Origin of the sequence: Bacillus sp. 105MF, assembly GCF_000374885.1 — a bacterium.
In the GTDB taxonomy this organism is placed as follows: Bacteria; Bacillota; Bacilli; order Bacillales; family Bacillaceae_G; genus Bacillus_A; species Bacillus_A pseudomycoides.
Genome location: NZ_KB895566.1, coordinates 104009 through 130848, shown reverse-complemented (window position 1 = coordinate 130848; position 26840 = coordinate 104009). Strand labels below are relative to the sequence as shown.

The window sequence follows — 26840 nt, the reverse complement described above, 5'->3', positions numbered from 1 at the left end:
GAGTGGGCAGACTTGTTCTGTCAATTTAGGGTGGTACCGCGAATTTACCTCGTCCCTTTTTGGGAGCGAGGTTTTTTTATTTTTAAAATTAGGAGGGTTCCAAATGGAAGCACGTTTAAAAGAGCTAAAGCAAAAAGCGTTAGAGCTGATTGAAGAAGCGAAAGAGCTAAAGGGCTTAAACGATGTACGCGTAGCGTATTTAGGAAAAAAAGGTCCGATTACAGAAGTATTACGCGGCATGGGGAAATTATCTCCAGAAGAGCGTCCACGTATGGGAGCATTAGTAAATGAAGTACGTGAAGCAATTCAAACGCGTTTAGAAGACAAAATTAACAATATCGAAAAAGCAGTAATTGAAGCGAAATTAGCATCTGAAACAATTGATGTTACATTACCAGGCCGTCCTGTAGAAACAGGTTGTCATCATCCGTTAACAGCGGTTGTTGAACAAATTGAAGATGTATTTATCGGTATGGGGTATGAAGTAGCTGAAGGAACAGAAGTAGAGAAAGACTACTACAATTTCGAAGCATTAAACTTACCAAAAGATCATCCAGCGCGTGATATGCAAGATACATTTTACATTACAGAAGAAACATTGCTACGCACACATACATCTTCTGTGCAAGCAAGAACAATGGAAAATAATAAAGAAAAAGGTCCAATTAAAATTATTTGTCCTGGTAAAGTGTATCGTCGTGATGATGACGATGCGACGCATTCACATCAGTTCATGCAAATTGAAGGTCTTGTAATTGACAAGAATATTCGTATGAGTGATTTAAAAGGTACATTGCAAGTATTCGTGAAAAAGATGTTCGGTGAAGACCGTGAAATTCGTCTTCGTCCAAGTTTCTTCCCATTCACAGAACCATCTGTTGAAATGGATATTTCTTGTATGATGTGTCACGGAAAAGGTTGCGGCACTTGTAAAGGAACAGGATGGATTGAAATTTTAGGTGCAGGTATGGTTCATCCAAACGTACTTGAAATGGCTGGCTATGATTCAAAAGAATATCAAGGTTTCGCATTCGGTATGGGTGCAGAGCGTATCGCAATGTTAAAATACGGCGTTGATGACATTCGCCATTTCTATACAAATGATGTACGTTTCTTACAACAATTCAAACGAGCGTAAGGGAAGGAGAGGATAAATATGTTCGTATCATATCGTTGGTTACAAGAATATGTAGATATTAAAGATGTAACGGCACAAGAACTAGCAGATAAAATCACGAAAAGTGGTATCGAAGTAGAAGGCGTTGAAGTATTAAATAAAGGTGTAAAAGGTGTTGTGGTTGGTCACGTATTAGAATGTGAAAAACACCCAGAAGCTGATAAATTAAGCAAATGTCTAATCGACATCGGTGAAGAAGAACCAGTACAAATCATTTGCGGTGCTCCTAACATTGCAAAAGGTTTAAAAGTACCAGTTGCGAAAGTTGGCGCGGTTCTTCCTGGTAACTTCAAAATTAAAAAAGCAAAACTACGCGGCGAAGCTTCTCACGGTATGGTTTGTGCCCTACAAGAGCTTGGTATTGATGGTAAATTAGTTGCGAAAGATTATGCAGATGGTATCTTCATCTTCCCAAGTGACGCTGAAGTTGGTGCAGATGCACTTGAAATCTTAAACTTACATGATGAAGTACTCGAGCTTGGTTTAACACCAAATCGTGCTGATTGCTTAAACATGTTAGGTGTTGCATATGAAGTAGCTGCTATTTATGGCCGCGAAGTGAAACTACCAGCCGCTGACTTACAAGAGGTAGAAGAAAAGACTTCTGACTATATTTCTGTGAGTGTAGAAGCAACAGAGCAAAATCCATTATATATCGCAAAAATGGTGAAAAACGTAAAGGTAGGTCCATCACCAATGTGGATGCAAACGCGCCTTATGGCAGCGGGTATTCGTCCAATTAGCAACGTAGTTGATATTACAAACTACATTTTAATTGAATATGGTCAACCATTACATGCATTTGACTATGATAAATTAGGTTCAAAAGAAATCATTGTTCGTCTTGCAAAAGAAGGCGAAAAGATTCAAACATTAGACGATCAAGAGCGTACACTACAAGAGCATCACCTTGTTATTACAAACGGTACAAAAGCATTGGCTGTTGCTGGTGTAATGGGTGGGGCTGAATCTGAAGTTGACAACGATACAGTAAACGTTCTGATCGAGTCTGCATACTTTGCAGGGCAAACAGTGCGCCGCACATCAAAAGATTTAGGTCTTCGCAGTGAATCAAGTGCACGTTTTGAAAAAGGAATTGATCCAACACGTACATTTGAAGCAATTCAACATGCAGCAGCTTTAATGGCGAAATATGCTGGTGGTAAAGCACTTGAAGGTGTAGTAGAAGTTGATAACTTACAAGTACAAGAGCGTACAGTATCTGTTACAGCTGAAAAAGTAAACCGTGTATTAGGTACAGACATCTCTGCAAGTGAAATGGGTACAATCTTTACAAACTTGAAATTCCCATTTACAGAAGTAGAAGGAACATTCCATGTAAACGTACCAGTACGTCGTCCTGATATTACAATTGCAGAAGACTTAGTAGAAGAAGTAGGTCGTCTGTACGGCTACGATCATATTCCAGTTACACTACCAACTGGTACAATGACACGTGGTAAATTAACAGTAGCGCAAGCAAAACGTCGTAAAGTACGTCGTTACTTAGAAGGTGCTGGCTTATATGAAGCGATTACGTATTCATTAACAAGCGCTGATAAAGCAAAACAATATATGGTTGAGCCGAACGAAAAAGCTCCTGTTAATCTTGCACTTCCAATGAGTGAGGAGCGCAGCCAACTTCGTTTAAGCTTAGTACCACAATTGTTAGAAGCAGTTTCATATAACAACGCTCGTAAAAACGACAGTGTTGCATTATATGAAGTAGGTTCTATCTTCCTACCAACAGCAGAAGGCGAGCTTCCGAAAGAAGAACAACATCTTGCTGGTGTTATGACAGGTCTTGCACTTCATCATGCATGGCAAGGTGAGAAGAAAGTTGTTGATTTCTTCGTTGCAAAAGGTGTATTAGAAGGATTGTTCGACGTACTTGGCGTTTCAAACAATATCACATACCTACCAACAAAACGTGAAGGTATGCACCCAGGCCGTACAGCTGATATCTTACTAGACGAAGAAGTGATAGGTTTCATCGGTCAGTTACACCCAGAAGCACAAAAACAATTAGATGTGAAAGATACGTTCGTATTCGAATTGTCTCTAGTAAAAGTATTTGCTGCTGATACAGAAGAAACTTACTACTCAGCAATTCCACGTTTCCCATCTATGACACGTGATATGGCAGTTGTAGTAAATACGGAAGTAAAAGCTGGCGAAATGAAGCAAGTAATTGCAGAAGCAGGTGGAGAACTTCTAAAAGAAGTAACACTATTCGACTTATACGAAGGTGAAAAAATGGAAGAAGGCAAGAAATCACTTGCATTCTCTATGAACTACTTCGATCCAGAGCGTACATTAACAGATGAAGAAGTGACAGAAGCACATAGCCGTGTATTAGCGGTGGTAGAAGAGAAATTTGGTGCGGAGTTACGTAAATAATAAAAAAGCAGCCATTTGGCTGCTTTTTTATTATTTTTTTCACTTGCGCAACTTGTTCAAATTCCGCTGATGGAATCTTCATTTCATCACACGCAAGGTGAAGGGGTGGTTACTTCTCCGAAGAAAGGAACCCCGTTTACTGTACCTGAAGCTATAAGGGTTATATCTCCAGGTCCAAAAGCAGTGACGGTAGTGTGGAAGAATCCATCTGCTTCTGTAAAAACTGTAGTTGGAGAGACAGTTGCTGCACCTTGTATTGTGAAAGAAACTGGTATTCCTGCAAATCCAATGCCATTCACTAACAAACGACCTGGTGCAACAACGGGAACGTTACAATCTGCACTTGTAAATCCTAGTCCAATAGCTACTTCAGTACCAGTTACTCCTAGTCTTCTAATGCAGACTTTGACGATCTCTTTTTCTTGGAATTTAAAAGCAACTCGCAAGTCGTTTATAAATCCAAAATTTTGTTCTTGGGCAGAAACTTGTCCAAGAATTGCTACACCCGTGACTTCGAAAAGGTCTCCTTCATTGGCATCTTCTCGGTCAATAACACATTGAAAAGGGATATCGTCGAAAACTTGAAAACCCGGTACTAGAGTGCCATTTTCTAAAACAGCAGTGTAAGTTAAAGTTTTATGAACTACCCCACAGATTACAACTTTTTCTGGGATTACGCTTTCAATATCCGCTTCAACCGTTTGTGTGAAGGTAACGGTATTTGCAAGTGCTGGGGGGACAAGCTGTGTGGTGCGCTCAACAACAACTTGGCAACAAGTTGTTGGATTAATGAGGGGACAAACCATTGAGTATTCCTCCTTAGTTCTATAGTTATATTCGCTCCGTATATCTTGGAACTTTAAATGAGATACTATGTTCTCTGTTATAGATTATGAGGCATATCCGGAGCTTGTATAGGGGGATATCTTGGACAAGGTTTCTGTTTTTGATCAAATAAATAGGTTATTTCATATTAAAAAGGCCTGTAACTGTAAATCTAGTAGCAAAAATAATCTAATTTCATATTTGTGGTGAAAGAATATTGAGTTGCTCAGTAATCATTTTATGGAAATTTTTATAATATCTTTTTCTATAAAATTGAAAGCAAGGGCTTGCTTATACAATCGAGAATCATTTGATTTTCCAAAGTTCGTTTCATGGGCGAAAACTTCGCTGAGTATTTTTTGCTCGATGATGCGAAATTGATGGTCTTCTTTAATATCCGTTGATTCTATAAGACACTGAAAGGGAACATCGTCTTGGATGATATGGTTTGGAATCTCTTTGTTATGGATTACTGCTGTATAGGTAATGGTTTTCCGGATAAACCCAAGGATGACAACTACTTCTGAACACACCTTTTCAATCGTAGTAAATATCTGTTTCTTAACTTTAGTGGTTCCTTTTTTGGCAGGGGGAACTAACTGAATTTTATGTTCTACAATTTGTCTGCAGCACATGGTTTTTAGCTCAGGAGATTTTGATGATTTTATGGGAGGTTGAATTTTGGGGGATTTTGATACATTTATTGTTTTTCGGACATTAGGAAGTTTTGGTAGATCGATATAAGGAAAAAAAGGTGTACTTGTGGAAGGGAATCCTTTTTGATGGTACAGATTCATTTGCGTTTCCTCACTTTTCATTAATATATAGTGTAGAATATGTTTTCTAAATTGTAGATGTTTGTTTTTAAAAATGAATTACAAAAAACGAACTATTGTCATAGGTGGATTAGCAGCGTTAGAAGAGAAATTTAGTACGGAGTTGCGTAAATAATTTGAGAGGATTGTCACTCATAATAAAGTGATGATCCTCTTTTTTTGTAAAAAGAAAAAATCAATGCAACCAAATATTGTTTTTCTGTATCTAATAGGATGTAAAGAACAGGAAAACAAGCGTATATTGAAATGAGTTAGCAAGGGGGTTCTTAAATGGGAAAGCTAGAAGCCTTGGTGAAAAAGGCGAAAAAAGGGGATGGAGAAGCTTTTGTTTCTCTTGTACAGCGGTATGAAGATGTATTATACAAAGTCGCAAGTAGATTGTTACAGAAAGATGAGGATGTAGCAGATGCGATGCAAGAAGCAATCACAGTGGCTTATGAGAAAATACATACACTCAAAAATGAAGAGTACTTTAACACATGGATTTGTAAAATATTAATCAATACATGCAACGGTATATTAAACAAAAGACAAAAAATTACGTTAGTAGATCAGCTCATTGAGCAAAAACAAAACAAAAATGAATTTTTGAAGATAGAACTAGAAGACGCGTTAAATAGCTTAAATAAGGATTATAAAATGGCGATTGTTTTATATTATATTGTTGGACTTAGTATAAAAGAAATGAGCGTGTTTTTAAAAGAACCAGAAGGAACGATTAAATCAAGACTTTCCAGAGCTAAATCGATATTACGTAATCATTATTACAGTGGTGAAGGAGTGAGTGTAAATGAAAAATAACTTTGAAAAAGAATTTCAGCAGTTGCTACATGAGGAAAAAGAAATGCCTAGTATTGTTAGAAAGTCTTTAGATCATTCCTATGATGTGATACGTATGAAAGCAAAGAAAAAGAAAAGAAATGTGATGTGGAGAAAATTGGCGGTGGCGGCTTGTTGTTTTGTGATAGCTGGTAGTGTTTTTACAAATAAGCATGTGCAAGCTAATATAAACAAATTATTTCATTTTAATGATAAAGGAATTGAGCGAGCAGTGGATGAAGAGTTTCCACAAAAAAGCAATAGTATAGCTACTGACAAAGGGATTACGGTGGCACTTGACCGTTATTTTGCTGACGCAAATAAACTAGGATTTAGTTTTCAATTGGTATTTGAGGATACAAGTATACTAAAGAAACAAGTGAGTGAAGTGTCTTTTGATTATCGATTAAAAAATGGAGATGGCAAATATATTATGGAGTCTATTCCAGATACAAAGCCATTGAAAGGCAAAAAAGTGTATATGTCTAAAGCGGAAGATAAAAATCCATCAATAGATGGAAAGACCGGGAAAGTGCAATATGATGTAGTATTTGAATCGAACCAAGGTTCTATTCCTAAATTGGAAGATGCTGTGTTAGAAATAGAGAGCATTAAGGTTTTTTATGAGAATGATGAACGGAAAGAAATTGATGGCATATGGAATTTACCGATTAGCGACAAAACGAAAGAAGAAGCAACGTCAACGGTTGAGTATAGATTAGCAGAAACAAGATCTAATATCCAAATTGTATCCGCAAAGGCAAATCCAACATCTCTGAATCTAACATTTTCAGTGGATGAAGTAGTAGAAGATGAAAATACTTTTATGGATATGAAGATGGTAGACGAAACAGGAAAAGAATATAAATCAAAAGGATATAGTCAGGATGTTGCGAATGGTAAAACGACTGTCTATGTTAATTTCCCGATTACTTCTTATGACAAAGCGAATACATTGAAGCTCCAAGTGAAGAAGTTTGGAGAAATAGAGCTAGTTAGGAAATAAAAGGACAACTTGCATCTTTCCCTCGAATGTAGTACATTAATTTTAGTTTAACAAAATGAAAGACGATGATAAGGAAAAGTAGTATATACTATAATCCATAGCGAGTCAGGGACGGTGAGAGCCTGATGAGGCGGTATATATGAAGAACACCTTGGAGTTGCTAACCGAAATTGAAGCTTATATTCAAGAGTAGACTTAGACGGGAAGCCGGCCTGTTACAAACCGGGAAGTATGTACATACATACGAGTTAAAGTTGGTCTTTATGACAAATTGGGTGGTACCGCGAAGTTTAACCTTTCGTCCCTTTATGGATGAAAGGTTTTTTTGTATTCAAATATATCAGCAAAGGAGAATTTCACTATGGAAAACACATTAGTAAAAAGTCTGTATAGAGATACAGATAAATACGCAGATCAAACAGTACAAGTATCAGGTTGGATTCGTAACTTACGTGATTCAAAAGCATTTGGTTTCATCGAATTAAACGATGGTAGCTTCTTCAAAAGCGTTCAAATCGTTTTCGATACAGAATTAGATAACTTCAAAGAAATTGCAAAACTTCCACTTAGCTCTTCAGTTAAAGTAGAAGGTAAGCTAGTTGCAACACCAGGGGCAAAACAACCATTTGAAATTAAAGCAGAAAAAATCGATATCGAGGGCTTATCAGATTCTGATTACCCACTTCAAAAGAAACGTCATACGTTTGAATACTTACGTACAATCGCTCATTTACGCCCAAGAACAAACGCGTTCTCTGCAACATTCCGCGTACGTTCTATCGCAGCATTTGCAATCCACCAATTCTTCCAAGAGCGTGGATTCGTACATGTTCACACACCAATTATTACTGGTAGTGATACAGAAGGTGCGGGCGAAATGTTCCGCGTAACAACGCAAGATATGAACAACTTGCCAAAAGGTGAAGATGGAAAAGTTGATGAATCAAAAGACTTCTTCGGCAAAGAAACAAACTTAACAGTAAGTGGACAGCTTAATGCGGAAGCTTATGCATTAGCGTTCCGTGATGTATACACATTCGGACCTACATTCCGCGCAGAAAACTCAAACACAACTCGTCACGCAGCTGAGTTCTGGATGGTGGAGCCTGAGATTGCATTCGCTGAACTTGAAGATGTAATGGATCTTACAGAAGATATGCTGAAATATGCAATGAAATATGTATTAGAGCATGCACCAGAAGAAATGGAATTCTTCAACAGCTTTGTCGATAAAACAGTTCTAGAGCGCATGAACAACGTAATTAACTCTGACTTCGGCCGTATCACATATACAGAAGCAATTAAAGTGCTTCAAGAGTCAGGTGCAGACTTCAAATATCCAGTAGAATGGGGTATTGATTTACAAACAGAGCACGAAAGATACTTGTCAGAAGAAATCTTCAAACGCCCTGTATTCGTAACTGACTATCCGAAAGACATTAAAGCATTCTACATGCGTATGAATGATGACGGTAAAACAGTAGCTGCTACTGACCTTCTAGTTCCTGGCATCGGCGAATTAATCGGCGGTAGCCAACGTGAAGAAAGAATGGACGTTTTAGTAGATAGAATTAAAGAATTAGGCATGAATGAAGAAGACTATTGGTGGTACTTAGAACTTAGGAAATATGGCGGTACAAAACACGCTGGATTCGGTCTAGGTTTCGAACGTTTCCTAATGTACATCACTGGTATGGCGAACATCCGTGACGTAATTCCATTCCCAAGAACTCCAGGTTCTTCGGAGTTTTAAGATAAAAAAGCGAGAGCAATTGCTCTCGCTTTTTTATTTAGAAGAGGATGTAACCAGAGCTCAAATCTATAAAGTATTTTGAGATAGGATAAAAAATATTGTTCATAGTTCCCTTTTCATTTCATATATAGTAAAACGAATGAAACAATTATGAAAATCGTGAGAGGGGTTTTGTGGTGATGGGGGGAATTACCAGTCGTTTAGAGTGGACGGTGCGTGACAAGTATGTAGTAATCACTGGTGCGACAAGTGGTATTGGTCTAGCGGCAGCTAAGGTACTTGCGGAGCGTGGTGCCAAGCTAGGAATCATTGCACGTAATGAAGCAAAAGCAAATGATATTGTGACTCAAATTAAGGGTTTAGAGGATGGGAATACAGTGGTAGACGTATTTCTAGCTGATATAGCTTCCCAGCGGTCTATACGCCAAGTAGCTACTGATATTTTAGAAAAGTGCCCTAGAATAGATATATTAGTTAATAATGCGGGTGCTTTATTTCAAACACGGCAACTTACGGAGGACGGTTTGGAGATGACCTGGGCGGTTAACCATTTAGGTCCATTTCTACTTACTAATTTGCTGCTTGATCGTTTAAAGGAAAGTGCCCCTGCTCGCGTCATTACTACCGCATCTCATGGTCATAAAATGGCTAAAAAGGGAATTGATTTCAGTGATTTAGGTGCAGAACAACTTTATCGTGGTGTTAAGAAATTAATGGGTGGTCCTACGATGCGTTATGGGCAAACAAAACTGGCTAACATTTTATTCACTTCTGAGTTGGCACGGCGGCTAGAGGGGACAGGTGTCGCAGCTTACTGCTTCGACCCGGGACTGGTGGCCACTAATTTCAATCAGGATAATGGTTTTGTAGCTCGCTTAACTATGGCAGCAATGAAACCTTTCTCTCGTACTCCTGAAGAGGGCGCTGAAACTTTAGTGTGGCTGGCAGAAGCAATCGAGGTTACCAAACATAGTGGCGGTTACTATGCCGATAGGCAAGTGAAAACACCATCTGAGGTTGCATTGGATATGGATGCCGCAAAGCGTCTATGGGATATTAGTGAAGAACAGACACGTTCCTCAGGAAAGTACACTTAGCGTTAATAGAAATGAAAGTGGAAGAGCGATTTTCTATTGCTTGAGTAAGCAGTGTATATTCTGATTGTTAGGCTGCATAGTTTCTCACCTCTAAGCAAAAAGTAACGTTGGGGGTGAACAAAATGGGTAAAAAAGTAAAAAAAGATCCTTCTAGAGCAGGTCTTGGTTCTCCGCAAGTTGAAGGTCAAGGAACTACAACACACGAAACGGGTTCCTTTAAAGTACCTTCATCAAATAAGAGGCAAAAACGAAGCTAAACATGTAAATAAGAGTAGTCATGTCGACTACTCTTATTTATATGTTTTTATTTTGTTTAGTTCATTTATATATTGTCGATACTAAAAAATAGCTATTTTTTCAATAAACGAAATGCCTTTTCCGTATTTGCAAAGTGAAGCTTTACAAACTCAGGAAGGCGTTCTTTTCCTAGTTTTTGAATCAATTTAGCTGCGGCAATATCAACTTGCTTGCCCGCTCCTTTCGGAAGTGGCATACCTGCTTTTTTACTTAGTTCATCAAACTGTTTTACGAATGAGTAACGAGCTAAAATGGAAGCTGCGGCAACTGCTAAATGGACACTTTCGCCTTTGGTTGCAAAATACACGTTTTCACGCTGTACTTCTTTTTGTTTTGTTAAGTATTTATAATATGTATCAGGTTGTGTAAATTGGTCAATTAGGATGCCTTCTGGCTTTGTCGGCGCAATCTTTTTTAGTAAATTTGTAAGAGCTTTATTGTGTAAGAGCGCTTTTAGTTTACCTTGATTGTTCCCTTTTTCGAACAGTTCGTTATATTTTTCATTATGCAAAACGAGAGAGCTGTAAGGAACAACGCTAAGTAGTTGCTTTGCAATTTCAGCGATTTGCGCATCGTTTAAATTTTTAGAGTCTTTTACACCAAGTTCTTTTAACAATGGAATTTGCTTTGCATCTACATATACAGCAACAACTGTCATCGGTCCGAAGTAATCTCCAGTACCTACTTCATCGGATCCTGCTATAGACATTGTTCCAATGGAAGAAGGCGGAGCATAGCGGTGTGAATTTGCTGTTTTCTTAACAGAAGATTTAGGTGCTTGAGAAACATTTTGCCAACGTGCAGCTTCTTCCTGAGCACGAATACCTTGAAACATTACTTTACCTGATTTATAGGCTGTAATTGTACAAGATGGGACTTTTGCCATAAAGACACCGCCTTGCGGAACTTTTGGGCTAATAGCTTGTTTATACTGCTGTTTCATGTCTTCAATTGCTCTAGAACTTGTTTGGATTACGATAGAATTTGACAAAGTAGTCGCTCCTTTTTTTATATTGTTATTTTTATCATATCGGATTGTTCTTTCTGTTTCCATATTATGATGGTTCATGGTATGATAAACTTTAGGATTCTGTACGTGATTGGAGGCCGGTGAGTTGTCACAACAAAAGGGAAATAAAAGTCGAATTAATGTAGAAATCTATGGTCAACAATATTCAGTTGTTGGCGATGAAAGTACAAGTCATATCCGCATGGTAGCAGCGATTGTGGATGATAAAATGCGCGAACTCAATGCCAAGAATCCTTCGCTTGATACGAGTAGACTAGCGGTATTGACGGCGGTAAACGTCATACACGATTACATAAAATTAAAAGATGAACATGAAAAATTGAAAGAAAGTATGACAAAAAAAGGAATGGAATAACATGATTGATATTATTATCATTTTACTGCTTGTTATGGGATTTTTCCTTGGTTTAAAAAGAGGATTTGTCCTGCAACTTGTAAAGTTAACAAGCTTTATTATCGCATACCTTGTTGCATACTGGTACTGCAAAGATTTAGCACCAACGTTTGAGAAATTTATTCCATATCCATTTGATAAGAATGTATCTGTTCCAGAATGGATTGATGCGAATAATATCGAAGCAGTATTCTATCAAGCAATTGCGTTCATTGTATTATTTATTATTACAAGAATCGCACTTTCATTGCTTGGGAATTTGCTGAATATGTTTACAGAAATCCCAGTTATAAAACAGGTGAATGCGTTTGCTGGGGCACTTCTTGGCTTTTTAGAAGTGTACATTATTTTGTTTGTCTTAATTATTATTGGAACAATTCTTCCGATTGAACAAGTACAAACGCCACTGCAAAAATCATCAATCAGCAAAATAATTGTAGACGATACACCGATTCTTTCTGAAAAGGTGAAGGAACTATGGCAGACAGGTAGCAAAGTATAACTTCTCTTTTCTCTGAAAGAGAAGTTTTTTTCTATGAAAGAAAGGCGGGGCAAGAATGAAAGTAAATAAAAAACAAGTGATTAAATTACTGGAGACAATCGGCCTTTTTATGGAACTTAAGGGCGCAAATCCATTTAAAATATCCGCATTTCGTAAAGCGGCAGCAGCATTAGAAAGCGATGATCGTAGTCTTTCTGAAATTGAAGATTTCACAAAGATTCCGGGCATTGGAAAAGGAACAGCGGCAGTTATTCAAGAATATATTGAAGCGGGAACTTCAGAAGTATTGCAGGAACTTGAAAAAGAAGTGCCGAGCAGCCTATTACCATTATTAAAATTACCGGGGCTTGGTGGCAAGAAATTAGCAAAGTTGTACAAAGAGCTTGGCATTATTGATATGGAAACATTGCAAAGGGCTTGTGAAGAAAATAAAGTACAGGTATTAGCAGGGTTCGGTAAGAAAACGGAAGAGAAAATATTAGAAGCGATTGCTCAAGTTGGATCTCGTCCAGAGCGTTTACCGATTGCAATGGTCCTACCTATTGCCGGGGAAATAGAAGAGAAATTGTCGAATATCCAGGGAATTGTTCGATTCTCTCGCGCTGGTAGTTTACGACGCGTTCGCGAAACAGTGAAAGATTTAGATTTCATCATCGCAACGACAGAGCCAGCAGCGGTACGTGAACATTTATTACAGTTTGATAATATGATTGAAGTCATTGCAAGCGGTGATACAAAAGTATCCGTTCGACTTCAATATGAATATGATATTTCGATTGATTTCCGTCTTGTAAAACCTGAGGAATTTATTACAACTCTTCATCATTTCACAGGTTCAAAAGATCATAACGTAAGAATGCGCCAAATTGCGAAAGATAAAGGTGAAAAGATTAGTGAGTACGGTGTGGAAAACTTAGAAACGGGTGAAGTGAAGACGTTTGAAACAGAAGAAGCATTTTTTGCTCATTTTGGATTGCCGTTCATTCCACCAGAAGTACGTGAAGATGGAAAAGAGGTCGAATTAATTAAAGAATATCCGAATTTAATTCAGTTCTCTGACATACAAGGTGATTTACATATGCATACAACATGGAGCGACGGTGCTTTTTCCATTGAAGAAATGGTACAAGCGTGCCGAGGGCGTGGGTATAAATTTATGGCAATTACTGATCACTCGCAATATTTGAAAGTAGCAAATGGTTTAACGAAAGAGCGTCTTCGTGAACAAGGAAAAGAGATTGAGCGCATTAACGAAAAATACCCGGATATCACAATTTTACGCGGAATCGAAATGGACATTTTACCAGATGCAACGCTAGATTTTGATGATGAAGTATTAGCAGAACTTGATTATGTAATTGGTGCAATCCACTCTAGTTTCTCACAAGACCGTGAAACGATTATGAAACGTTTGCGCACAGCAATTGAAAATAAGCATGTTACAATGATTGCCCACCCAACAGGTCGTCTCCTTGGACGACGCGAAGGGTATGATGTAGATACAGATTTACTCATTGAACTTGCGAAAGAAACAGATACAGTTTTAGAGTTAAATGCGAATCCGAACCGATTAGATTTAAGCGCAAAATTACTAAAGCAAGCGCAAGATGCTGGTGTGAAAGTAGCAATTAATACCGATGCTCATACACTTGAAATGTTAGAAGATATGGAAACAGGTGTAGCGGCAGCACGTAAAGGCTGGATTCAAAAAGATACTGTGATTAACACATGGGATATTAAACGTTTATTAGATTTTATTAAACGGAATAAGTAACACAAGGGGGACAGGCAACTTATGTTAGAACGAACGTTGCGTGTATTAGAATATAACAAAGTAAAAGAACAATTACTTGAGCATGTTGCTTCTTCACTTGGTCGTGATAAAGTGAAGAGCCTTGTGCCAAGTACAGATTTTGAAGAAATTGTAGAAATGCAAGAGACAACGGATGAAGCAGCAAAAGTCATTCGCTTAAAAGGACATGTGCCGCTCGGTGGGATTTTTGATATTCGTCCAAATGTAAAACGTGCGAAAATTGGAAGTATGTTAAGTCCACATGAACTTCTTGATATTGCAAGTACGATGTATGGTAGCCGCCAAATGAAGCGATTTATTGAAGATATGGTTGATAATGGCGTAGAGCTTCCAATCTTAGAAACCTATGTGGCGCAAATTGTGTCTCTATATGATTTAGAAAAGAAAATTACAAACTGCATTGGTGATGGTGGCGAAGTAGTTGATAGTGCCAGTGATAAACTGCGCGGTATTCGTAACCAAATCCGTACTGCGGAAAGCCGCATTCGTGAGAAACTTGAAAATATGACGCGATCTTCTAATGCACAGAAGATGCTATCAGATGCAATCGTAACAATTCGTAATGATCGCTATGTAATTCCTGTGAAGCAAGAATACCGCGGTGTATATGGTGGTATTGTTCATGACCAATCGGCGTCTGGACAAACGTTATTTATTGAGCCACAAGTCATTGTGGAACTAAATAACGCATTGCAAGAAGCACGCGTGAAAGAAAAACAAGAAGTAGAGCGCATCTTAATGATGTTAACAGAAGAAGTAGCACTAGAAGCAGATACTGTATTAGCAAACGTAGAGGTTATTGCGAATCTTGATTTCTTTTTTGCGAAAGCATTTTATGCAAAGCGAATCAAAGCTACAAAACCAATTGTAAATAATGAGCGCTATATGAATTTAAGACAAGCACGTCATCCGCTTATCGACCCGGAAATCATTGTGCCAAACGATATTATGCTTGGTAAAGACTTCACAACAATCGTTATTACAGGTCCGAATACAGGTGGTAAGACAGTTACATTAAAAACAGTCGGTATCTGTGTATTAATGGCGCAATCTGGCCTTCATATTCCAGTATTAGACGAATCTGAGATTTGTGTGTTTAAAAACATTTTTGCTGATATCGGTGATGAACAATCGATTGAACAAAGCTTAAGTACGTTCTCCTCACATATGGTGAACATTGTAGATATTTTAGAAAAAGCTGACTTTGAAAGCTTAGTATTATTCGATGAATTAGGTGCCGGAACAGACCCACAAGAAGGGGCTGCGCTTGCCATTTCAATCTTAGATGAAGTATATAACCGCGGAGCGCGCGTTGTCGCAACAACGCATTATCCAGAGCTAAAAGCATATGGTTACAATCGTGAACAAGTTATTAACGCAAGTGTTGAGTTTGATGTAAATACATTAAGCCCAACGTATAAATTATTAATCGGTGTACCAGGACGCAGTAACGCTTTTGAAATTTCCAAACGCCTTGGATTATCTGATCGCGTGATTGACCGTGCTCGTAATCATATTGGTACAGATACGAATAAAATCGAAAATATGATTGCGAAGCTAGAAGAAAGTCAAAAAAATGCAGAGCGCGAATGGAACGAAGCAGAAGAGCATCGTAAACAATCTGAAAAACTTCATCGTGAATTACAGCGTCAAATCATTGAATTTAACGATGAGCGTGATGAAAGATTATTAAAAGCGCAAAAAGAGGGCGAAGAAAAAGTAGAAGCTGCGAAAAAAGAAGCAGAAGGTATCATTCATGAACTTCGTCAACTGCGTAAAGCGCAGCTTGCAAGCGTGAAAGATCATGAGCTCATTGAAGCGAAAAGTCGTCTAGAAGGGGCAGCGCCAGAGCTTGTGAAAAAACAAAGAGTAAAAGTGAAAAACACAGCGCCAAAACAACAATTGCGAGCAGGCGACGAAGTGAAAGTATTAACATTCGGTCAAAAAGGACAGCTGCTGAAAAAAGTAAGCGATAATGAGTGGAACGTCCAAATTGGTATTCTGAAGATGAAAGTGAAAGAATCCGATATGGAGTACATTAATACGCCACAACCGGTTGAGAAGAAAGCAGTGGCGACTGTTAAGGGAAGAGACTATCACGTTTCCTTAGAGCTTGACCTTCGTGGCGAGCGTTTTGAAAATGCGATGATGCGCGTTGAAAAATATTTAGATGATGCACAGCTTGCAAACTATCCACGTGTATCCATCATTCACGGAAAAGGAACAGGAGCACTTCGCCAAGGGGTACAAGACTACTTGAAAAAACATCGCGGCGTGAAAAACTACCGTTACGGTGACATGGGCGAGGGAGGCCTAGGCGTAACAGTTGTCGAATTAAAATAACACAAAACCAAGCAAAAGGGGAAACCATTATATGTTTATGGACAAACTTGCAAAAGTATTGTTAGCTTGTTGCGGAATATTTTTGGTGATTGGGGTTATTTATTTAGTGGTTTTTGCGAAGTAAGGGAGCGTCAATCTCGGCATCAGTATACCGCCTGAGATTGACGCTTTTTCTTTTCGGATAATCTATAAGAAAAAAGGAATATGACATGAAAATTAACCAATTTATAAGCGAAGCATTATCCTGCTCAAGGCGAGAAACAGACCGCCTTATTAAAGCGGACCTCGTGGCAATTAACGGTGAAGTGTGTACGCACGGTACGATTGTTACGGAGAATGATATTGTAACGATTGATGGCAAAACGATTGAAAAAGAGGACAAAGAAAAAATCTACATTGCCTTCCATAAACCAGTTGGCATTACTTGTACAGCTGCGGATCATATTGACGGGAATATCATCGAGTATATCAATCATCCCGAAAGAATCTTTCCAGTTGGCCGCTTAGATAAAGCGTCGGAAGGATTGATTTTGTTAACGAATGATGGAAGGATTGCCAATCAAATTTTACACGGAGGTCATGAGCATGAAAAAGAATATATTGTAACGGTCGATAAGCCATTTACAGATTGGTTTATTGACGGAATGTCCCGTGGCGTGAAGATTAAAGATGGAATAACGAAGCAGTGTAAAGTGACACGAGTAAATAGTTCTACATTTCGAATTATTTTAACGCAAGGAATGAACAGACAAATTCGTCGAATGAGCCGTGCTTTTGGATATACAGTAACAAAACTGAAGCGCGTACGAATTATGAATATTAAGCTTGATGGATTAGAGGATGGAGAGTGGCGGAATGTCACAGTGCAAGAGTTACAGGAATTATTGAAGCAGTTATAGTCGTTTTTCTGTGTTTATTTTTAAAAAAATAAAACTATTGATTTTTTTAAAAATAGCCCATATAATAAAAAACAACAATATTCGACAATATATTTTATAAAAGTAATGATGAGGACACGAGTTATTTTTTACGATTCTCAGAGAGGGGAGCCTTAGGCTGTGAGCTTCCTAATACGAAAAGATATACTTACCACCTCTAAACTTCAAGAGTGAACGGCATGATGCATTGTAATTCTTGACGGATAAAACCGTTATCAATTTACACGAGCTATAAAATGAGTTTATTTCGTTATACATTCATTTTATTAGAATAAGGGTGGAACCACGATTTCAACACTCGTCCCTTTGTTAGGGACGGGTGTTTTTTGCGTTCTTTTATAGGGGAAGTAGGATTGAAAGAGGAAATGTAACGGATTTTTATTTCTGAATATTTTGTCTATTTATCGATTTTTAGGAGGTAAATGAAAATGAAATCATCTTTAAAGTTATCTGAGATGTTTGCAATAAGTTTAATGTTATTTGCACTATTCTTCGGCGCAGGTAATATGATTTTCCCACCAGCGTTAGGACAAGGTGCTGGAACAGATGTATGGATTGCGTTGTTTGGTTTTATCATTACAGGGGTAGGACTTCCTTTACTAGGGGTTATTGTCATTGCTTTAAAAGGAGATATCAATGAATTAGCAGGTCGCGTGCATCCTTTATTTGCACTTGTTTTTACAGTTGCGATTTATTTATGTTTAGGTGTATTTGTCAGCGTTCCGCGTACAGGAACGGTTGCTTATGAGATGGGAGTCGCTCCATTTTTATCAAGTTCAGTAGCGAGCCAAGCATATCCACTTGTTATCTTTACATTCATTTTCTTTGCAGTTACTTTCTATTTAGCATTAAACCCTTCAAAATTAGTAGGGCGCATCGGAAAAGTATTAACACCAATTTTATTAGCTGTCATTGCAATTATTGTTATTAAAGCACTTATTACACCAATTGGAGAGTTCGGTGCACCGACAGAAACATACAAAGATCCACTGTTTAAAGGATTTATTGATGGATATTTAACATTAGACGGATTAGCAGCACTTGTTTTCGGAAATGTGGTTATCAATGCCCTAAAAGGAAAAGGGATTACAAATAAGAAAAGTATTGCGAAAGTAACAATCTTTGCAGGAATTATTGCAGCACTTGGCTTACTTATCATTTACTTAGCACTCGCTTACCTTGGGGCTTCTAGTGTATCGCTTGGAATGGGAGAAAACGGCGGTGTTATTTTAACAAACGTTGTTCATCATTTATTTGGAAATTACGGCACACTACTACTTGGGGTAGCAATTGCGGCTGCATGTTTAACAACTTCTGTTGGGATTGTCGCAGCTTGTGGAGATTTTTTCTCAGCACTACTACCAAAGCTGTCTTATCAAAAAGTTGTTTTTATCTTCTGCGTGTTAGCATTTATGGTAGCAAACCTAGGTTTAACACAATTAAATGCATTAGCATTACCAATCTTAATAGCAATCTATCCAATTGGAATCGTATTAATCATATTATCGCTAATTGAAAATTACCTTCGTATCCCGTTGGCAATGTATGTGGGTGGTATTATAGGAGCATTTGTTATTAGCTTTTTCGATGGATTAAATAATGCACACATTCAAATTGCAGCATTAGCGCCGATTTTAGAAAAAGTTCCGTTTTATAGTGTAGGGATTGGATGGTTAATTCCAGGAATGATCGGTATGTTTGTTGGGTATGTTGTTTCGGCTTTTCAGAAGCGAGAAGTTGTTGTAGGGAAATAAGGTAAAGAGGCTTTCTTTGAAAGAAAGTCTCTTTTTTTTGTAGAAAAGCTTACATATATAGAAAGTGAGATGTTGGGAAATGTACCCCGCATTACTGCCTGTAAAAGCCCGATTGGTGAGGGCCAATAATCAGTGGGGGATGAAGAAAATCCCCACTGATTAAAGTTTCACTTTATCTAAATCTATTGTTCATTGATGAAGGAGTTTTCAAGCTAAAAAAGACTGTCATTTTATTAATCCTTGTTTGTAACACCTATTCAGTTTCACCCACATAATATAATATCGTCGTTCAATAAAGTTTGAGGAGGAATATACCTTATGAATAAAAAGCCAATTGTTCTCCATGATGAGCCTTTTGTAGCCCAGTATGAACAAATAATTACACCAGCAGAATGCCAAGAGTTAATCGAACTATCTAAAAAGCACATCCAACCCGCACAAGCCTATGGACATACAGGGGAACGGAAATCAGATTTTACTTGGCTTCCACACTATTCACATGGACTTGTTAGTCAAGTATCTGAACTTATTGCTACTGCTATGCCCTTGCCGCTTAATCACGCTGAGCCATTACAAGCAGCGAGATATGAAGTTGGAGGGAAATTTGATGCTCATATTGATTGTTATGGTACCTGGCACGAAGACGGAAGGAACCGAGTTGAACAAGGGGGACAACGACTTTATACAGCTATTCTTTATTTGAATACAGTTAATGCAGGTGGAGAAACTTTTTTTCCCTCTCTGAATCTTACAGTTACTCCAAGCGAAGGGAAATTATTAGTTTTTGAAAATTGTAAAAGAGGGACAAATGAACCACATCCCCTTTCATTGCATGAAGGTTGTGCGGTACATGAAGGAGAAAAATGGATTGCTACATTATGGTTTCGTGAAAAACCACAATATTAAAAATCCATTATTTGGTTTTTGAGAGAAATGAAAGTTTTTGTTTATTCTTGTTTATGTACAGGGTTTTTCCGTTGGACAGTGCTCTAAGACTGATCTTTAGATAAGAGTCTCATCTTTTACATCGTATAAAGTGAAACTTTAATCAGTGGGGATTTTCTTCATCCCCCACTGATTATTGGCCCTCACCAATCGGGCTTTTACGGGCAGTTGATCTCCCACCTAACTTCTTTGCTTTTGCCGAATTTTGAGATGGGAGTCTTACTGCCCGCAAATAGCGGGATAAATATATAACAGTCGTTCTAGGCAACGAGCTGGTTGTACTCGCAAAGCAATAATATGGTATAGTGAAACGAGGCTTTTTTTCAGTCTCGTTTTTTAAATGCTTCCTACTAAATAGAAAGCATTCAAATGGAAAGGAAGACATTACATGCGATCAGAAGTAAATGTAAAGATAAAACCGAAATTTATAAAAGAGATTAAAAGTGGCTACCCACTTATTTTAAAAGATGCAATTCAAAACTTAAATGATATACGTGAAGAGGGGGCAATCATCAAAATTGTTGATGAGAAGAACCAATTTCTTGGTAAAGGATATTACGGAAAGCAAAATAAAGGATATGGCTGGATTTTAACAAGAAAAGAGCAGGAGCACATTGACCAAGCTTTCTTTGAAAGAAAAATCAAATCAGCGTTACATAAGAGAAAAGGTTTTTACAAATCGAATGACACGACTGCATTCCGCGCTGTAAATGGTGAAGGTGATGGCCTTGGTGGTTTAATCATCGATTATTACGATGGTTATTATGTAATTAGCTGGTATAGTGAAGGGATTTATTCTTTTAAAGATGAAATCATTGGGGCTCTTCAAAAAGTAGCAAACTTTAAAGGAATCTACCAGAAGAAGCGTTTTGATACAAAAGGAAAGTATATTGAAGAAGATGACTTTGTAAGTGGAGAGCACGGTGAGTTCCCAATCATCGTGAAAGAGAACGGGGTAAACTTCGCCGTATACTTAAACGATGGAGCGATGGTCGGTGTATTTTTAGATCAGCGTAACGTTAGAAAGCAAATTCGTGACACGTACGCAAAGGGGAAAACAGTGTTAAATATGTTCTCTTACACAGGTGCTTTTTCTGTATTCGCAGCACTTGGCGGAGCGACAAAAACAACAAGTGTTGATCTTGCGAATCGTAGTTTAAGTAAAACAATTGAACAATTTAGCGTGAACGGTATTGACTACGAAGCGCAAGATATTATCGTAGAAGATGTATTCCATTACTTTAAATACGCGGCGAAAAAACAAATGAAATTTGATATGGTTGTACTAGATCCACCAAGCTTTGCACGGTCTAAAAAATATACATTTAGTGCAGCAAAAGACTATAAAAACCTATTAAAAGAAACAATCGCCATTACAGAAAACAACGGTACTATCGTTGCTTCTACAAACTGCAGTACATTTGATATGAAAAAATTTAAAGGCTTTATTGATACAGCGTTCAAAGAAATGAATGGCAAATATAAAATATTAGAAGAACATTCTTTGCCAGAAGATTTCCGTACGATTGACCAATTTAAAGAAGGCGACTATTTAAAGGTTGTTTTTATTGAAAAAATTAAAGGATAATTAAAACATATCAGCATTTTGACAAAGGATATCGACTTACAGATAAAAAACGATATAAGAAAAGGAGCTCAATTTCAAAATGAGCTCCTTTTCCTATTGAACAATATGCTGCACTCTGCCAACTTGCCCGTCTTGTAAGCGCACTTTAATGCCGTGCGGATGAGACGGTGAGTTTGTCAAAATATCTTTTACAGTCCCTCTAGTGAGTGTACCAGTACGTTGGTCTTTTTTTAAGACAATATCAACTTCAAGACCTGGTGAAATGTTAGCTCGTTTTTGCCCGTTCATTTACACACCTGTACGTCTACGTTGGTTGTTCGTTTTCTTCGTTTGTTGGTTTTGTAGTTTTTTCGTTGCTTGACTTTGATTTGCAGCATTTGCTCCGTTTCCATTTCCTTGCTTTTTCTTTGCAAGTTGTTCGCGCATTAAATCAGCTAAGCTTACTTTTTTATTTTCTGACATGGTAAAACTCCTTTATATTAGGTTAATTGTAAACAATAGTTGTGAGTTCCATCATAACATTGTTATGAAAAGAAATGAAGTCGGATTGAATTTTCATATAATTCTTTTCACCTTTATCGACTTCAGTTACAATTAAATTGTTAATGTTTGTAAAAAAGGGGGGAGAAACATGTTACATCATATTTTACTCGTGGAAGATGATAGCGCGATTCAAGAAATGGTCGAGAAATATTTAATCAAAGAGGGCTTTCAAATAACAATTGCATCCGATGGAGAAGAAGGAGTTCTCACATTTCTAAAAGGCTCATTTGATTTAATCATTCTCGATATCATGATGCCAAAGCTAGACGGATTAGAAGTTGTGAGAATCATTCGCGAAAAAAGTGCTGTGCCGATTTTAATGATGTCCGCAAAAGATACGGATGTGGATAAGGCGGTCGGTTTAGGACTTGGAGCAGATGACTACATCTGTAAACCATTTTCTATGATTGAACTGGCAGCTCGGGTAAAGGCAAGCATTCGAAGATCTACAAAGTATTCAGCCACGGAGCAGAAAGAAGAAATGATTGAGATTGGTGATTTAAAAATTGATCTGATCAATTTCACTGTGCAAAAAAAAGAAAAACAGCTAAAACTGACTTTGAAAGAATTTGAGATTTTAAAATTATTTGTGAAGAATCAAAATCGTGTATTTACAAAAGCACAAATCTATAACCTGATTTGGAATGAAGAATATTATGGTGATGATAACGTGATTAATGTTCACATGAGACGGTTGCGTGAAAAGATTGAAGATGATCCTTCTAATCCAGAATATATTAAAACATTATGGGGCATTGGCTATAAGTTGGAAGTGATGTAGTATGATCTCTCTTTTAACGATCGTTATCTTCATATTATTAGGTGTTATTTATTTTCAATATAGAATACAGAAAAGTAAAAGTGCAAATGTACGCTATACATATGAAAAGTTACAGGATATTGTAAAGCAGCAAACAGGTGAGAAATTATTAGTTGTGACGGATGATAAAGAACTGCAAAAATTATTAGTAGCAATTAATCATTTATTAGATGCGAAACAAAAAACGAATGCTGATCATGCGAAGGTTGAAATTTCGATGAGAAAGATGCTTTCTAACATTTCACATGACTTAAAAACACCGCTCACTGTTATTCTTGGGTATACAGAAATGTTAAATGTGGATAAAACGATAAGTAAAGAAGAACAACAAGTATTGCTAGAAAAGGTACATTTGAAAACTTTGGAAGTAATGGAATTTATTCATAAATTTTTTGATTTGGCGAAATTAGAATCTGGAGATAAAGCAGTCGAAATGACAAAGGTGAATATGAATGAAGTATGCCGAGAAAAGATTTTAACGTTTTATGATTTAGTAACGACCAAAGGATTTGAGGTGCATATTGATATACCGGAGAAAAATGTATATGCACTTGGAAATACAGAAGTATTAGGTAGGGTGTTGAATAATTTAATATCCAATGCAATTGCGTATGGATATGATGGGAAAACACTTGGTATTACATTAAGAGATGATGATAGGTGCGTGTATGTTGATGTGTGGGACCGTGGTAAAGGAATTGATGAATCGCATATTGATAAAGTATTTGAACGCATGTATACGTTAGAAGATTCAAGGAACCGATTGTATCAAGGCAGCGGTCTTGGGCTTACGATTACAAAACGACTTGTGGAAGCGTTAGGAGGAGAAATTCATCTTTCTAGTACGCCATATAAGAAAACGGTATTTACAATTGTACTGAAAAAAATAGAGTTTTAGCTTGTAGAAAAGAGTATTCTACAAGCTTTTTTTTGAACGTAAGGAATTTGTAAGGAATGGGTAAGAAAAAAGAGATTTTCATTGTCTATGATATAAAGTGAAACTTCCATCAGTGGGGAGGCTTTATCCCCCACTGATGGTTAGTTGAACCAATCGGGCATTTACGGGCAGTTTTATCTTCCTTCGAGTTAGGGGAATCTTACTGCCCGTTAATGCGGGGGAAGTATGAAGTGGAAGCGAAAGGGGAAAATGATATGTCCTATGTATTAAAAACAAATCAGTTAACAAAAGTATTTGAGGGGAAAGAAGTAATTTCTGGGGTTAATATGCATGTGAAAAAAGGGGAGATCTACGGTTTTTTAGGGCCAAACGGTGCTGGTAAAACAACGATTATGAAGATGATTACAAATTTAATAAAACCAACGAGTGGGGATATTGAAATTTTCGGTGAGAAATTAACAGATACATCTTATGATGTGTTAAAACGTATGGGAACAATTATTGAATACCCTATTTTTTATGACAAGTTAACAGCTAAGGAAAATTTATATCTTCATTGCGAATATATGGGTTACTACGACAAGAAGGGGATCCAGCATGCATTAGACCTTGTCAATTTACACAACGTGGAGAATAAAAAGGTAAAAGATTTTTCATTAGGGATGAAACAAAGGTTAGGAATTGCCAGAGCGATTCTGACAAAGCCAGAGCTATTAATTTTAGATGAACCAATTAATGGTTTAGATCCAATTGGGATTAGAGAATTGCGTGATCTATTTAAAATGCTTTGTAAAGAATATGGAATTACTTTATTAGTATCTAGTCATATTTTAGGTGAAATGGAGCAAATGGCAGATACAATAGGGGTTATTCAAAATGGGAAATTGATAAAAGAAGTTTCAATGAACAGTATTAATGGTAAGCAAACGGAGTATATTGAAATTCACGTTCAAGATGTAAAACGAGCAGCGTATGTTTTAGAAAACAAACTACGTATAACAAATTACAAAATTCTGAGTGAGAATATCATTCGCGTGTACGAAATGACAGAGACGCAACAAGCGATTTCTAAAGCGCTCATCATGAATGACGTAGAAATTGAAAGTATAAACAAAAAGCATAGTTCATTAGAAGAATATTTCTTGAATCTCGTGAATGGAGAGGGGATCCATGCTTAATTTAATGAGACTTGAGCTTATGAAATTTAAGTTGTGGCCGGTTATTAGAGGCGCACTCATCGCAATTTGTATTCTTTCTATATGTATTCCGTTGATATTATGGGATGAAGCAGGAGTAAATGGATATAATCAAACGTTTGCAATCATTGACACGTTTTCACGAGGAGTGTTTATGATTTTCGGAGCAAGTCTAATTGCGAGATTTATTATTCAAGAGTTTCAAGAAAAGACGATGACAGTGATGTTTATGTATCCAATCAATCGTAAAAAGATGATGTTTGCAAAAATGTTTATTATCATTTGTTTTATTCTTTGCTTTATTATGATTTCAGATCTTGTCATTTTTGGCGTTGTTTATATATTCAATTTGTATCATCCAGTCATTACGGGATCATTAACCGTATCAATTTTAATCCAAAATGTATTAAAACTATTCATGAATGCATTAGCAGCAACGGGAATTAGTTTAATCCCAATATACTTTGGAATGAGAAAATATTCTGTGCGTACAACGTTTGTATCAGCGATAGTGATTGTAGCTATGTTAAATTCAGGTAGGGGAATTGAAGGTACATTGTTCGATTTTGTTGCTATTCCCGTTACATTAGCTTGTATTGGTTTATTGATCGCTTATATGGCAATAAGAAAGATTGAACAGGTAGATTTGTTTAAATAGGGCGAGTTTAAAGAATAGGAAATAGAAGATAGAAACGAAAAAGTATAACTCATTAGAAACATATTTTTAAAATCTAATGAATAGAGGAGAACAACATGCTTAAACTTATGAAACTAGAATGGAAAAAACATCGCTTATCTCGTTATTTTAAAGGAGTAGCAATTTGTATTGTAGCAATTTTCGTTGCTGTCGGTCTTATGGCATGGGGTTCTAGAGCTGAGAGTGAGCAAATGTTTCTAGATTATGCAGGATTTATGTCTTTAACAAATATTTTTATTAGAACAACATTTATGATTTTTTCAGCTGTCATTTTATCACGTTTAGTAATTGATGAATACAAAAGTAAAACGATGCAATTATTGTTTACCTATCCGTTACAACGAAAAAAACTTATGCAAGCGAAGTTAGCAATTGTTTTTGGATTTTGTTTTTGCAGCATAATCATTGCTACTTTTATCATCAATATGTTAATTTTCTTCTTAAATCCAATAATAGGATTCTTTGAAATACCTGTTAGTGTAGGTGAAATCATTGCTACAGTTCCAGCTACTTTTATTAGCGCATTTATGATGGCTGGAGTAAGTCTCATTCCTTTATATTTTGGCATGAGAAAAAAATCAACTCCTACAACGATTACCTCGTCTATATTAATAGGATTATTGATTAACTCCACTGTTTCTAATGGGGGAGGACAGCTTAGTTTGTTTGACTTCATTATAGTACCGATTGTGCTCTGTCTATTAGGTCTTGCAATTGGCTACCTTTCTTATCATAAAGTGGATAAAATAGATGTGGCTTAAATAAAAATACAATCTTGAATGAGATGTGGGCTTAAAATGAACTGGGGAATAAAACATGAAGAAAACGATATTAGCTTCTATTTTAATAATTGTAGTTGCAGGAGTAGTTTTTAGTCTCAAGGAAGTAGGGACAAAGAGTTTTGAAAAAGAAAATTCTTTTGCAGTAGGTAGTGTAGAAGAAATAGAAATAAATAACGAAAATTGGGATGTTGCGTTCAAAAGTGCGGAATCAAGCAAAGTAACAATCGCAGTTGAGGGAAAACAGGAAGATAAGAAGAATGATCCTGTAACAATGAAAAAGGATGGAAAGAAAATTGTAGTGAATCAGAAAGAGCAAAAGGAAGGTTTTGCGGAAGGGTTCAGTTTTGGAAAGAAAGGCACTATATATATCAAATAATAATTAGAAGA

26 protein-coding genes and 3 other annotated features (1 of these 29 cut by a window edge) are annotated in these 26840 nt (G+C 37.0%); of the genes, 21 read left to right on the top strand and 5 right to left on the bottom strand.

Annotated features, from left to right (window positions below; translation table 11 throughout):
- Positions 1–60: a binding site (T-box leader), on the top strand; it begins 169 nt to the left of the window's first position.
- A 43-nt stretch (positions 61–103) separates the two neighbouring features.
- Both pheS and pheT read left to right on the top strand, forming a co-directional pair.
- On the top strand, positions 104–1138 hold the full coding sequence (gene pheS / locus C564_RS0103600; protein WP_003200942.1) for a phenylalanine--tRNA ligase subunit alpha: 1035 nt from the start codon (positions 104–106) through the stop codon (positions 1136–1138).
- Positions 1139–1156: 18 nt separating this feature from the next.
- Complete coding sequence (gene pheT, locus C564_RS0103595; protein ID WP_018764444.1) at positions 1157–3577, top strand: phenylalanine--tRNA ligase subunit beta; 2421 nt, start codon at positions 1157–1159, stop codon at positions 3575–3577.
- A gap of 86 nt (positions 3578–3663) precedes the next feature.
- Here pheT and C564_RS0103590 read toward each other — a convergent pair whose 3' ends face one another.
- A complete protein-coding gene (locus C564_RS0103590; RefSeq protein ID WP_003200878.1) occupies positions 3664–4383 on the bottom strand; it encodes a hypothetical protein in 720 nt (239 codons plus the stop codon).
- Positions 4384–4635: 252 nt separating this feature from the next.
- Complete coding sequence (locus C564_RS0103585) at positions 4636–5199, bottom strand: hypothetical protein (protein ID WP_018764443.1); 564 nt, start codon at positions 5197–5199, stop codon at positions 4636–4638.
- A gap of 309 nt (positions 5200–5508) precedes the next feature.
- On the opposite strand from C564_RS0103585, the gene C564_RS0103580 reads away from it, so the two are divergent.
- From C564_RS0103580 to C564_RS34330, 5 genes are all read left to right on the top strand, one after another.
- On the top strand, positions 5509–6039 hold the full coding sequence (locus C564_RS0103580) for a sigma-70 family RNA polymerase sigma factor (protein WP_003200881.1): 531 nt from the start codon (positions 5509–5511) through the stop codon (positions 6037–6039).
- Complete coding sequence (locus C564_RS0103575; protein WP_018764442.1) at positions 6029–7063, top strand: DUF4179 domain-containing protein; 1035 nt, start codon at positions 6029–6031, stop codon at positions 7061–7063. Before C564_RS0103580 ends, C564_RS0103575 begins: the two co-directional genes overlap by 11 nt.
- A 56-nt stretch (positions 7064–7119) precedes the next feature.
- Positions 7120–7372: a binding site (T-box leader), on the top strand.
- Positions 7373–7424: 52 nt separating this feature from the next.
- The gene (asnS, locus tag C564_RS0103570; RefSeq protein WP_006096202.1) at positions 7425–8816 is read left to right on the top strand and encodes an asparagine--tRNA ligase; all 1392 of its coding nucleotides are present in this window, start codon (positions 7425–7427) and stop codon (positions 8814–8816) included.
- Positions 8817–8995: 179 nt separating this feature from the next.
- Positions 8996–9913: an SDR family oxidoreductase gene (locus C564_RS0103565; RefSeq protein ID WP_018764441.1), complete on the top strand. Its 918-nt coding sequence runs from the start codon at positions 8996–8998 to the stop codon at positions 9911–9913.
- A 122-nt stretch (positions 9914–10035) separates the two neighbouring features.
- Positions 10036–10170 carry a YuzL family protein gene (locus C564_RS34330; RefSeq protein ID WP_003200889.1) on the top strand — a complete coding sequence of 45 codons (135 nt, stop codon included), beginning with the start codon at positions 10036–10038 and terminating at the stop codon, positions 10168–10170.
- 92 nt (positions 10171–10262) lie between these two features.
- Here the strand turns inward: C564_RS34330 and rnhC are convergent, their stop codons facing one another.
- Positions 10263–11201: a ribonuclease HIII gene (gene rnhC, locus C564_RS0103555; protein ID WP_018764440.1), complete on the bottom strand. Its 939-nt coding sequence runs from the start codon at positions 11199–11201 to the stop codon at positions 10263–10265.
- A 124-nt stretch (positions 11202–11325) separates the two neighbouring features.
- Between rnhC and zapA the strand changes: the two genes are divergently transcribed.
- From zapA to C564_RS0103510, 8 genes are all read left to right on the top strand, one after another.
- Positions 11326–11595 (top strand): cell division protein ZapA, encoded by a 270-nt coding sequence (zapA, locus tag C564_RS0103550; RefSeq protein ID WP_000082702.1) that lies wholly within the window; start codon positions 11326–11328, stop codon positions 11593–11595.
- 1 nt (position 11596) lies between these two features.
- Positions 11597–12136: a CvpA family protein gene (locus C564_RS0103545; protein WP_003200894.1), complete on the top strand. Its 540-nt coding sequence runs from the start codon at positions 11597–11599 to the stop codon at positions 12134–12136.
- Between the two features lie 55 nt (positions 12137–12191).
- The gene (polX, locus tag C564_RS0103540; RefSeq protein ID WP_018764439.1) at positions 12192–13910 is read left to right on the top strand and encodes a DNA polymerase/3'-5' exonuclease PolX; all 1719 of its coding nucleotides are present in this window, start codon (positions 12192–12194) and stop codon (positions 13908–13910) included.
- A gap of 21 nt (positions 13911–13931) precedes the next feature.
- The gene (locus C564_RS0103535; RefSeq protein WP_018764438.1) at positions 13932–16292 is read left to right on the top strand and encodes an endonuclease MutS2; all 2361 of its coding nucleotides are present in this window, start codon (positions 13932–13934) and stop codon (positions 16290–16292) included.
- Between the two features lie 209 nt (positions 16293–16501).
- Complete coding sequence (locus tag C564_RS0103525; protein WP_018764437.1) at positions 16502–17191, top strand: 23S rRNA pseudouridine(2604) synthase RluF; 690 nt, start codon at positions 16502–16504, stop codon at positions 17189–17191.
- A 96-nt stretch (positions 17192–17287) separates the two neighbouring features.
- Positions 17288–17539: a binding site (T-box leader), on the top strand.
- A gap of 119 nt (positions 17540–17658) precedes the next feature.
- Positions 17659–18984, top strand: coding sequence for a branched-chain amino acid transport system II carrier protein BrnQ6 (gene brnQ6, locus C564_RS0103520; protein ID WP_018764436.1), 1326 nt, complete (start codon positions 17659–17661; stop codon positions 18982–18984).
- A 318-nt stretch (positions 18985–19302) separates the two neighbouring features.
- On the top strand, positions 19303–19890 hold the full coding sequence (locus C564_RS0103515; RefSeq protein WP_006096209.1) for a prolyl hydroxylase family protein: 588 nt from the start codon (positions 19303–19305) through the stop codon (positions 19888–19890).
- Between the two features lie 427 nt (positions 19891–20317).
- A complete protein-coding gene (locus tag C564_RS0103510) occupies positions 20318–21517 on the top strand; it encodes a class I SAM-dependent rRNA methyltransferase (protein ID WP_018764435.1) in 1200 nt (399 codons plus the stop codon).
- Positions 21518–21610: 93 nt separating this feature from the next.
- Here C564_RS0103510 and C564_RS0103505 read toward each other — a convergent pair whose 3' ends face one another.
- Together C564_RS0103505 and C564_RS36650 are read right to left on the bottom strand one after the other, a co-directional pair.
- Complete coding sequence (locus tag C564_RS0103505; protein ID WP_003200907.1) at positions 21611–21805, bottom strand: YwbE family protein; 195 nt, start codon at positions 21803–21805, stop codon at positions 21611–21613.
- Positions 21806–21979 (bottom strand): hypothetical protein, encoded by a 174-nt coding sequence (locus tag C564_RS36650; RefSeq protein ID WP_003200909.1) that lies wholly within the window; start codon positions 21977–21979, stop codon positions 21806–21808. It lies immediately after the preceding gene.
- 169 nt (positions 21980–22148) lie between these two features.
- Here C564_RS36650 and C564_RS0103495 point away from each other — a divergent pair, with 169 nt between their 5' ends.
- The 6 genes from C564_RS0103495 to C564_RS0103470 all read left to right on the top strand — a co-directional run bounded on the left by C564_RS0103495 (position 22149) and on the right by C564_RS0103470 (position 26829).
- Positions 22149–22841: a response regulator transcription factor gene (locus C564_RS0103495; protein ID WP_018764434.1), complete on the top strand. Its 693-nt coding sequence runs from the start codon at positions 22149–22151 to the stop codon at positions 22839–22841.
- Position 22842: 1 nt separating this feature from the next.
- On the top strand, positions 22843–23778 hold the full coding sequence (locus C564_RS0103490; RefSeq protein ID WP_018764433.1) for a HAMP domain-containing histidine kinase: 936 nt from the start codon (positions 22843–22845) through the stop codon (positions 23776–23778).
- Between the two features lie 254 nt (positions 23779–24032).
- Complete coding sequence (locus C564_RS0103485) at positions 24033–24956, top strand: ABC transporter ATP-binding protein (protein ID WP_026008453.1); 924 nt, start codon at positions 24033–24035, stop codon at positions 24954–24956.
- Positions 24949–25632 carry an ABC transporter permease gene (locus C564_RS0103480; protein WP_018764432.1) on the top strand — a complete coding sequence of 228 codons (684 nt, stop codon included), beginning with the start codon at positions 24949–24951 and terminating at the stop codon, positions 25630–25632. Before C564_RS0103485 ends, C564_RS0103480 begins: the two co-directional genes overlap by 8 nt.
- Before the next feature lie 95 nt (positions 25633–25727).
- The gene (locus C564_RS0103475; protein ID WP_018764431.1) at positions 25728–26432 is read left to right on the top strand and encodes an ABC transporter permease; all 705 of its coding nucleotides are present in this window, start codon (positions 25728–25730) and stop codon (positions 26430–26432) included.
- 55 nt (positions 26433–26487) lie between these two features.
- The gene (locus C564_RS0103470; protein ID WP_018764430.1) at positions 26488–26829 is read left to right on the top strand and encodes a DUF4097 family beta strand repeat-containing protein; all 342 of its coding nucleotides are present in this window, start codon (positions 26488–26490) and stop codon (positions 26827–26829) included.
- Positions 26830–26840: the final 11 nt, after the last annotated feature.

Coding starts and splice junctions, on each gene's coding strand:
- C564_RS0103495 (WP_018764434.1), top strand. CDS start 22,149: ATGTTACATCATATTTTACTCGTGGAAGATGATAGCGCGATTCAAGAA.
- C564_RS0103590 (WP_003200878.1), bottom strand. CDS start 4,383: ATGGTTTGTCCCCTCATTAATCCAACAACTTGTTGCCAAGTTGTTGTT.
- C564_RS0103525 (WP_018764437.1), top strand. CDS start 16,502: ATGAAAATTAACCAATTTATAAGCGAAGCATTATCCTGCTCAAGGCGA.
- brnQ6 (WP_018764436.1), top strand. CDS start 17,659: ATGAAATCATCTTTAAAGTTATCTGAGATGTTTGCAATAAGTTTAATG.
- pheT (WP_018764444.1), top strand. CDS start 1,157: ATGTTCGTATCATATCGTTGGTTACAAGAATATGTAGATATTAAAGAT.
- C564_RS0103470 (WP_018764430.1), top strand. CDS start 26,488: ATGAAGAAAACGATATTAGCTTCTATTTTAATAATTGTAGTTGCAGGA.
- C564_RS0103545 (WP_003200894.1), top strand. CDS start 11,597: ATGATTGATATTATTATCATTTTACTGCTTGTTATGGGATTTTTCCTT.
- C564_RS0103485 (WP_026008453.1), top strand. CDS start 24,033: ATGTCCTATGTATTAAAAACAAATCAGTTAACAAAAGTATTTGAGGGG.
- C564_RS0103565 (WP_018764441.1), top strand. CDS start 8,996: ATGGGGGGAATTACCAGTCGTTTAGAGTGGACGGTGCGTGACAAGTAT.
- C564_RS0103575 (WP_018764442.1), top strand. CDS start 6,029: ATGAAAAATAACTTTGAAAAAGAATTTCAGCAGTTGCTACATGAGGAA.
- C564_RS0103585 (WP_018764443.1), bottom strand. CDS start 5,199: ATGAATCTGTACCATCAAAAAGGATTCCCTTCCACAAGTACACCTTTT.
- C564_RS0103490 (WP_018764433.1), top strand. CDS start 22,843: ATGATCTCTCTTTTAACGATCGTTATCTTCATATTATTAGGTGTTATT.
- C564_RS0103475 (WP_018764431.1), top strand. CDS start 25,728: ATGCTTAAACTTATGAAACTAGAATGGAAAAAACATCGCTTATCTCGT.
- C564_RS36650 (WP_003200909.1), bottom strand. CDS start 21,979: ATGTCAGAAAATAAAAAAGTAAGCTTAGCTGATTTAATGCGCGAACAA.
- C564_RS0103535 (WP_018764438.1), top strand. CDS start 13,932: ATGTTAGAACGAACGTTGCGTGTATTAGAATATAACAAAGTAAAAGAA.
- C564_RS34330 (WP_003200889.1), top strand. CDS start 10,036: ATGGGTAAAAAAGTAAAAAAAGATCCTTCTAGAGCAGGTCTTGGTTCT.
- polX (WP_018764439.1), top strand. CDS start 12,192: ATGAAAGTAAATAAAAAACAAGTGATTAAATTACTGGAGACAATCGGC.
- C564_RS0103580 (WP_003200881.1), top strand. CDS start 5,509: ATGGGAAAGCTAGAAGCCTTGGTGAAAAAGGCGAAAAAAGGGGATGGA.
- C564_RS0103510 (WP_018764435.1), top strand. CDS start 20,318: ATGCGATCAGAAGTAAATGTAAAGATAAAACCGAAATTTATAAAAGAG.
- C564_RS0103505 (WP_003200907.1), bottom strand. CDS start 21,805: ATGAACGGGCAAAAACGAGCTAACATTTCACCAGGTCTTGAAGTTGAT.
- asnS (WP_006096202.1), top strand. CDS start 7,425: ATGGAAAACACATTAGTAAAAAGTCTGTATAGAGATACAGATAAATAC.
- C564_RS0103515 (WP_006096209.1), top strand. CDS start 19,303: ATGAATAAAAAGCCAATTGTTCTCCATGATGAGCCTTTTGTAGCCCAG.
- C564_RS0103480 (WP_018764432.1), top strand. CDS start 24,949: ATGCTTAATTTAATGAGACTTGAGCTTATGAAATTTAAGTTGTGGCCG.
- pheS (WP_003200942.1), top strand. CDS start 104: ATGGAAGCACGTTTAAAAGAGCTAAAGCAAAAAGCGTTAGAGCTGATT.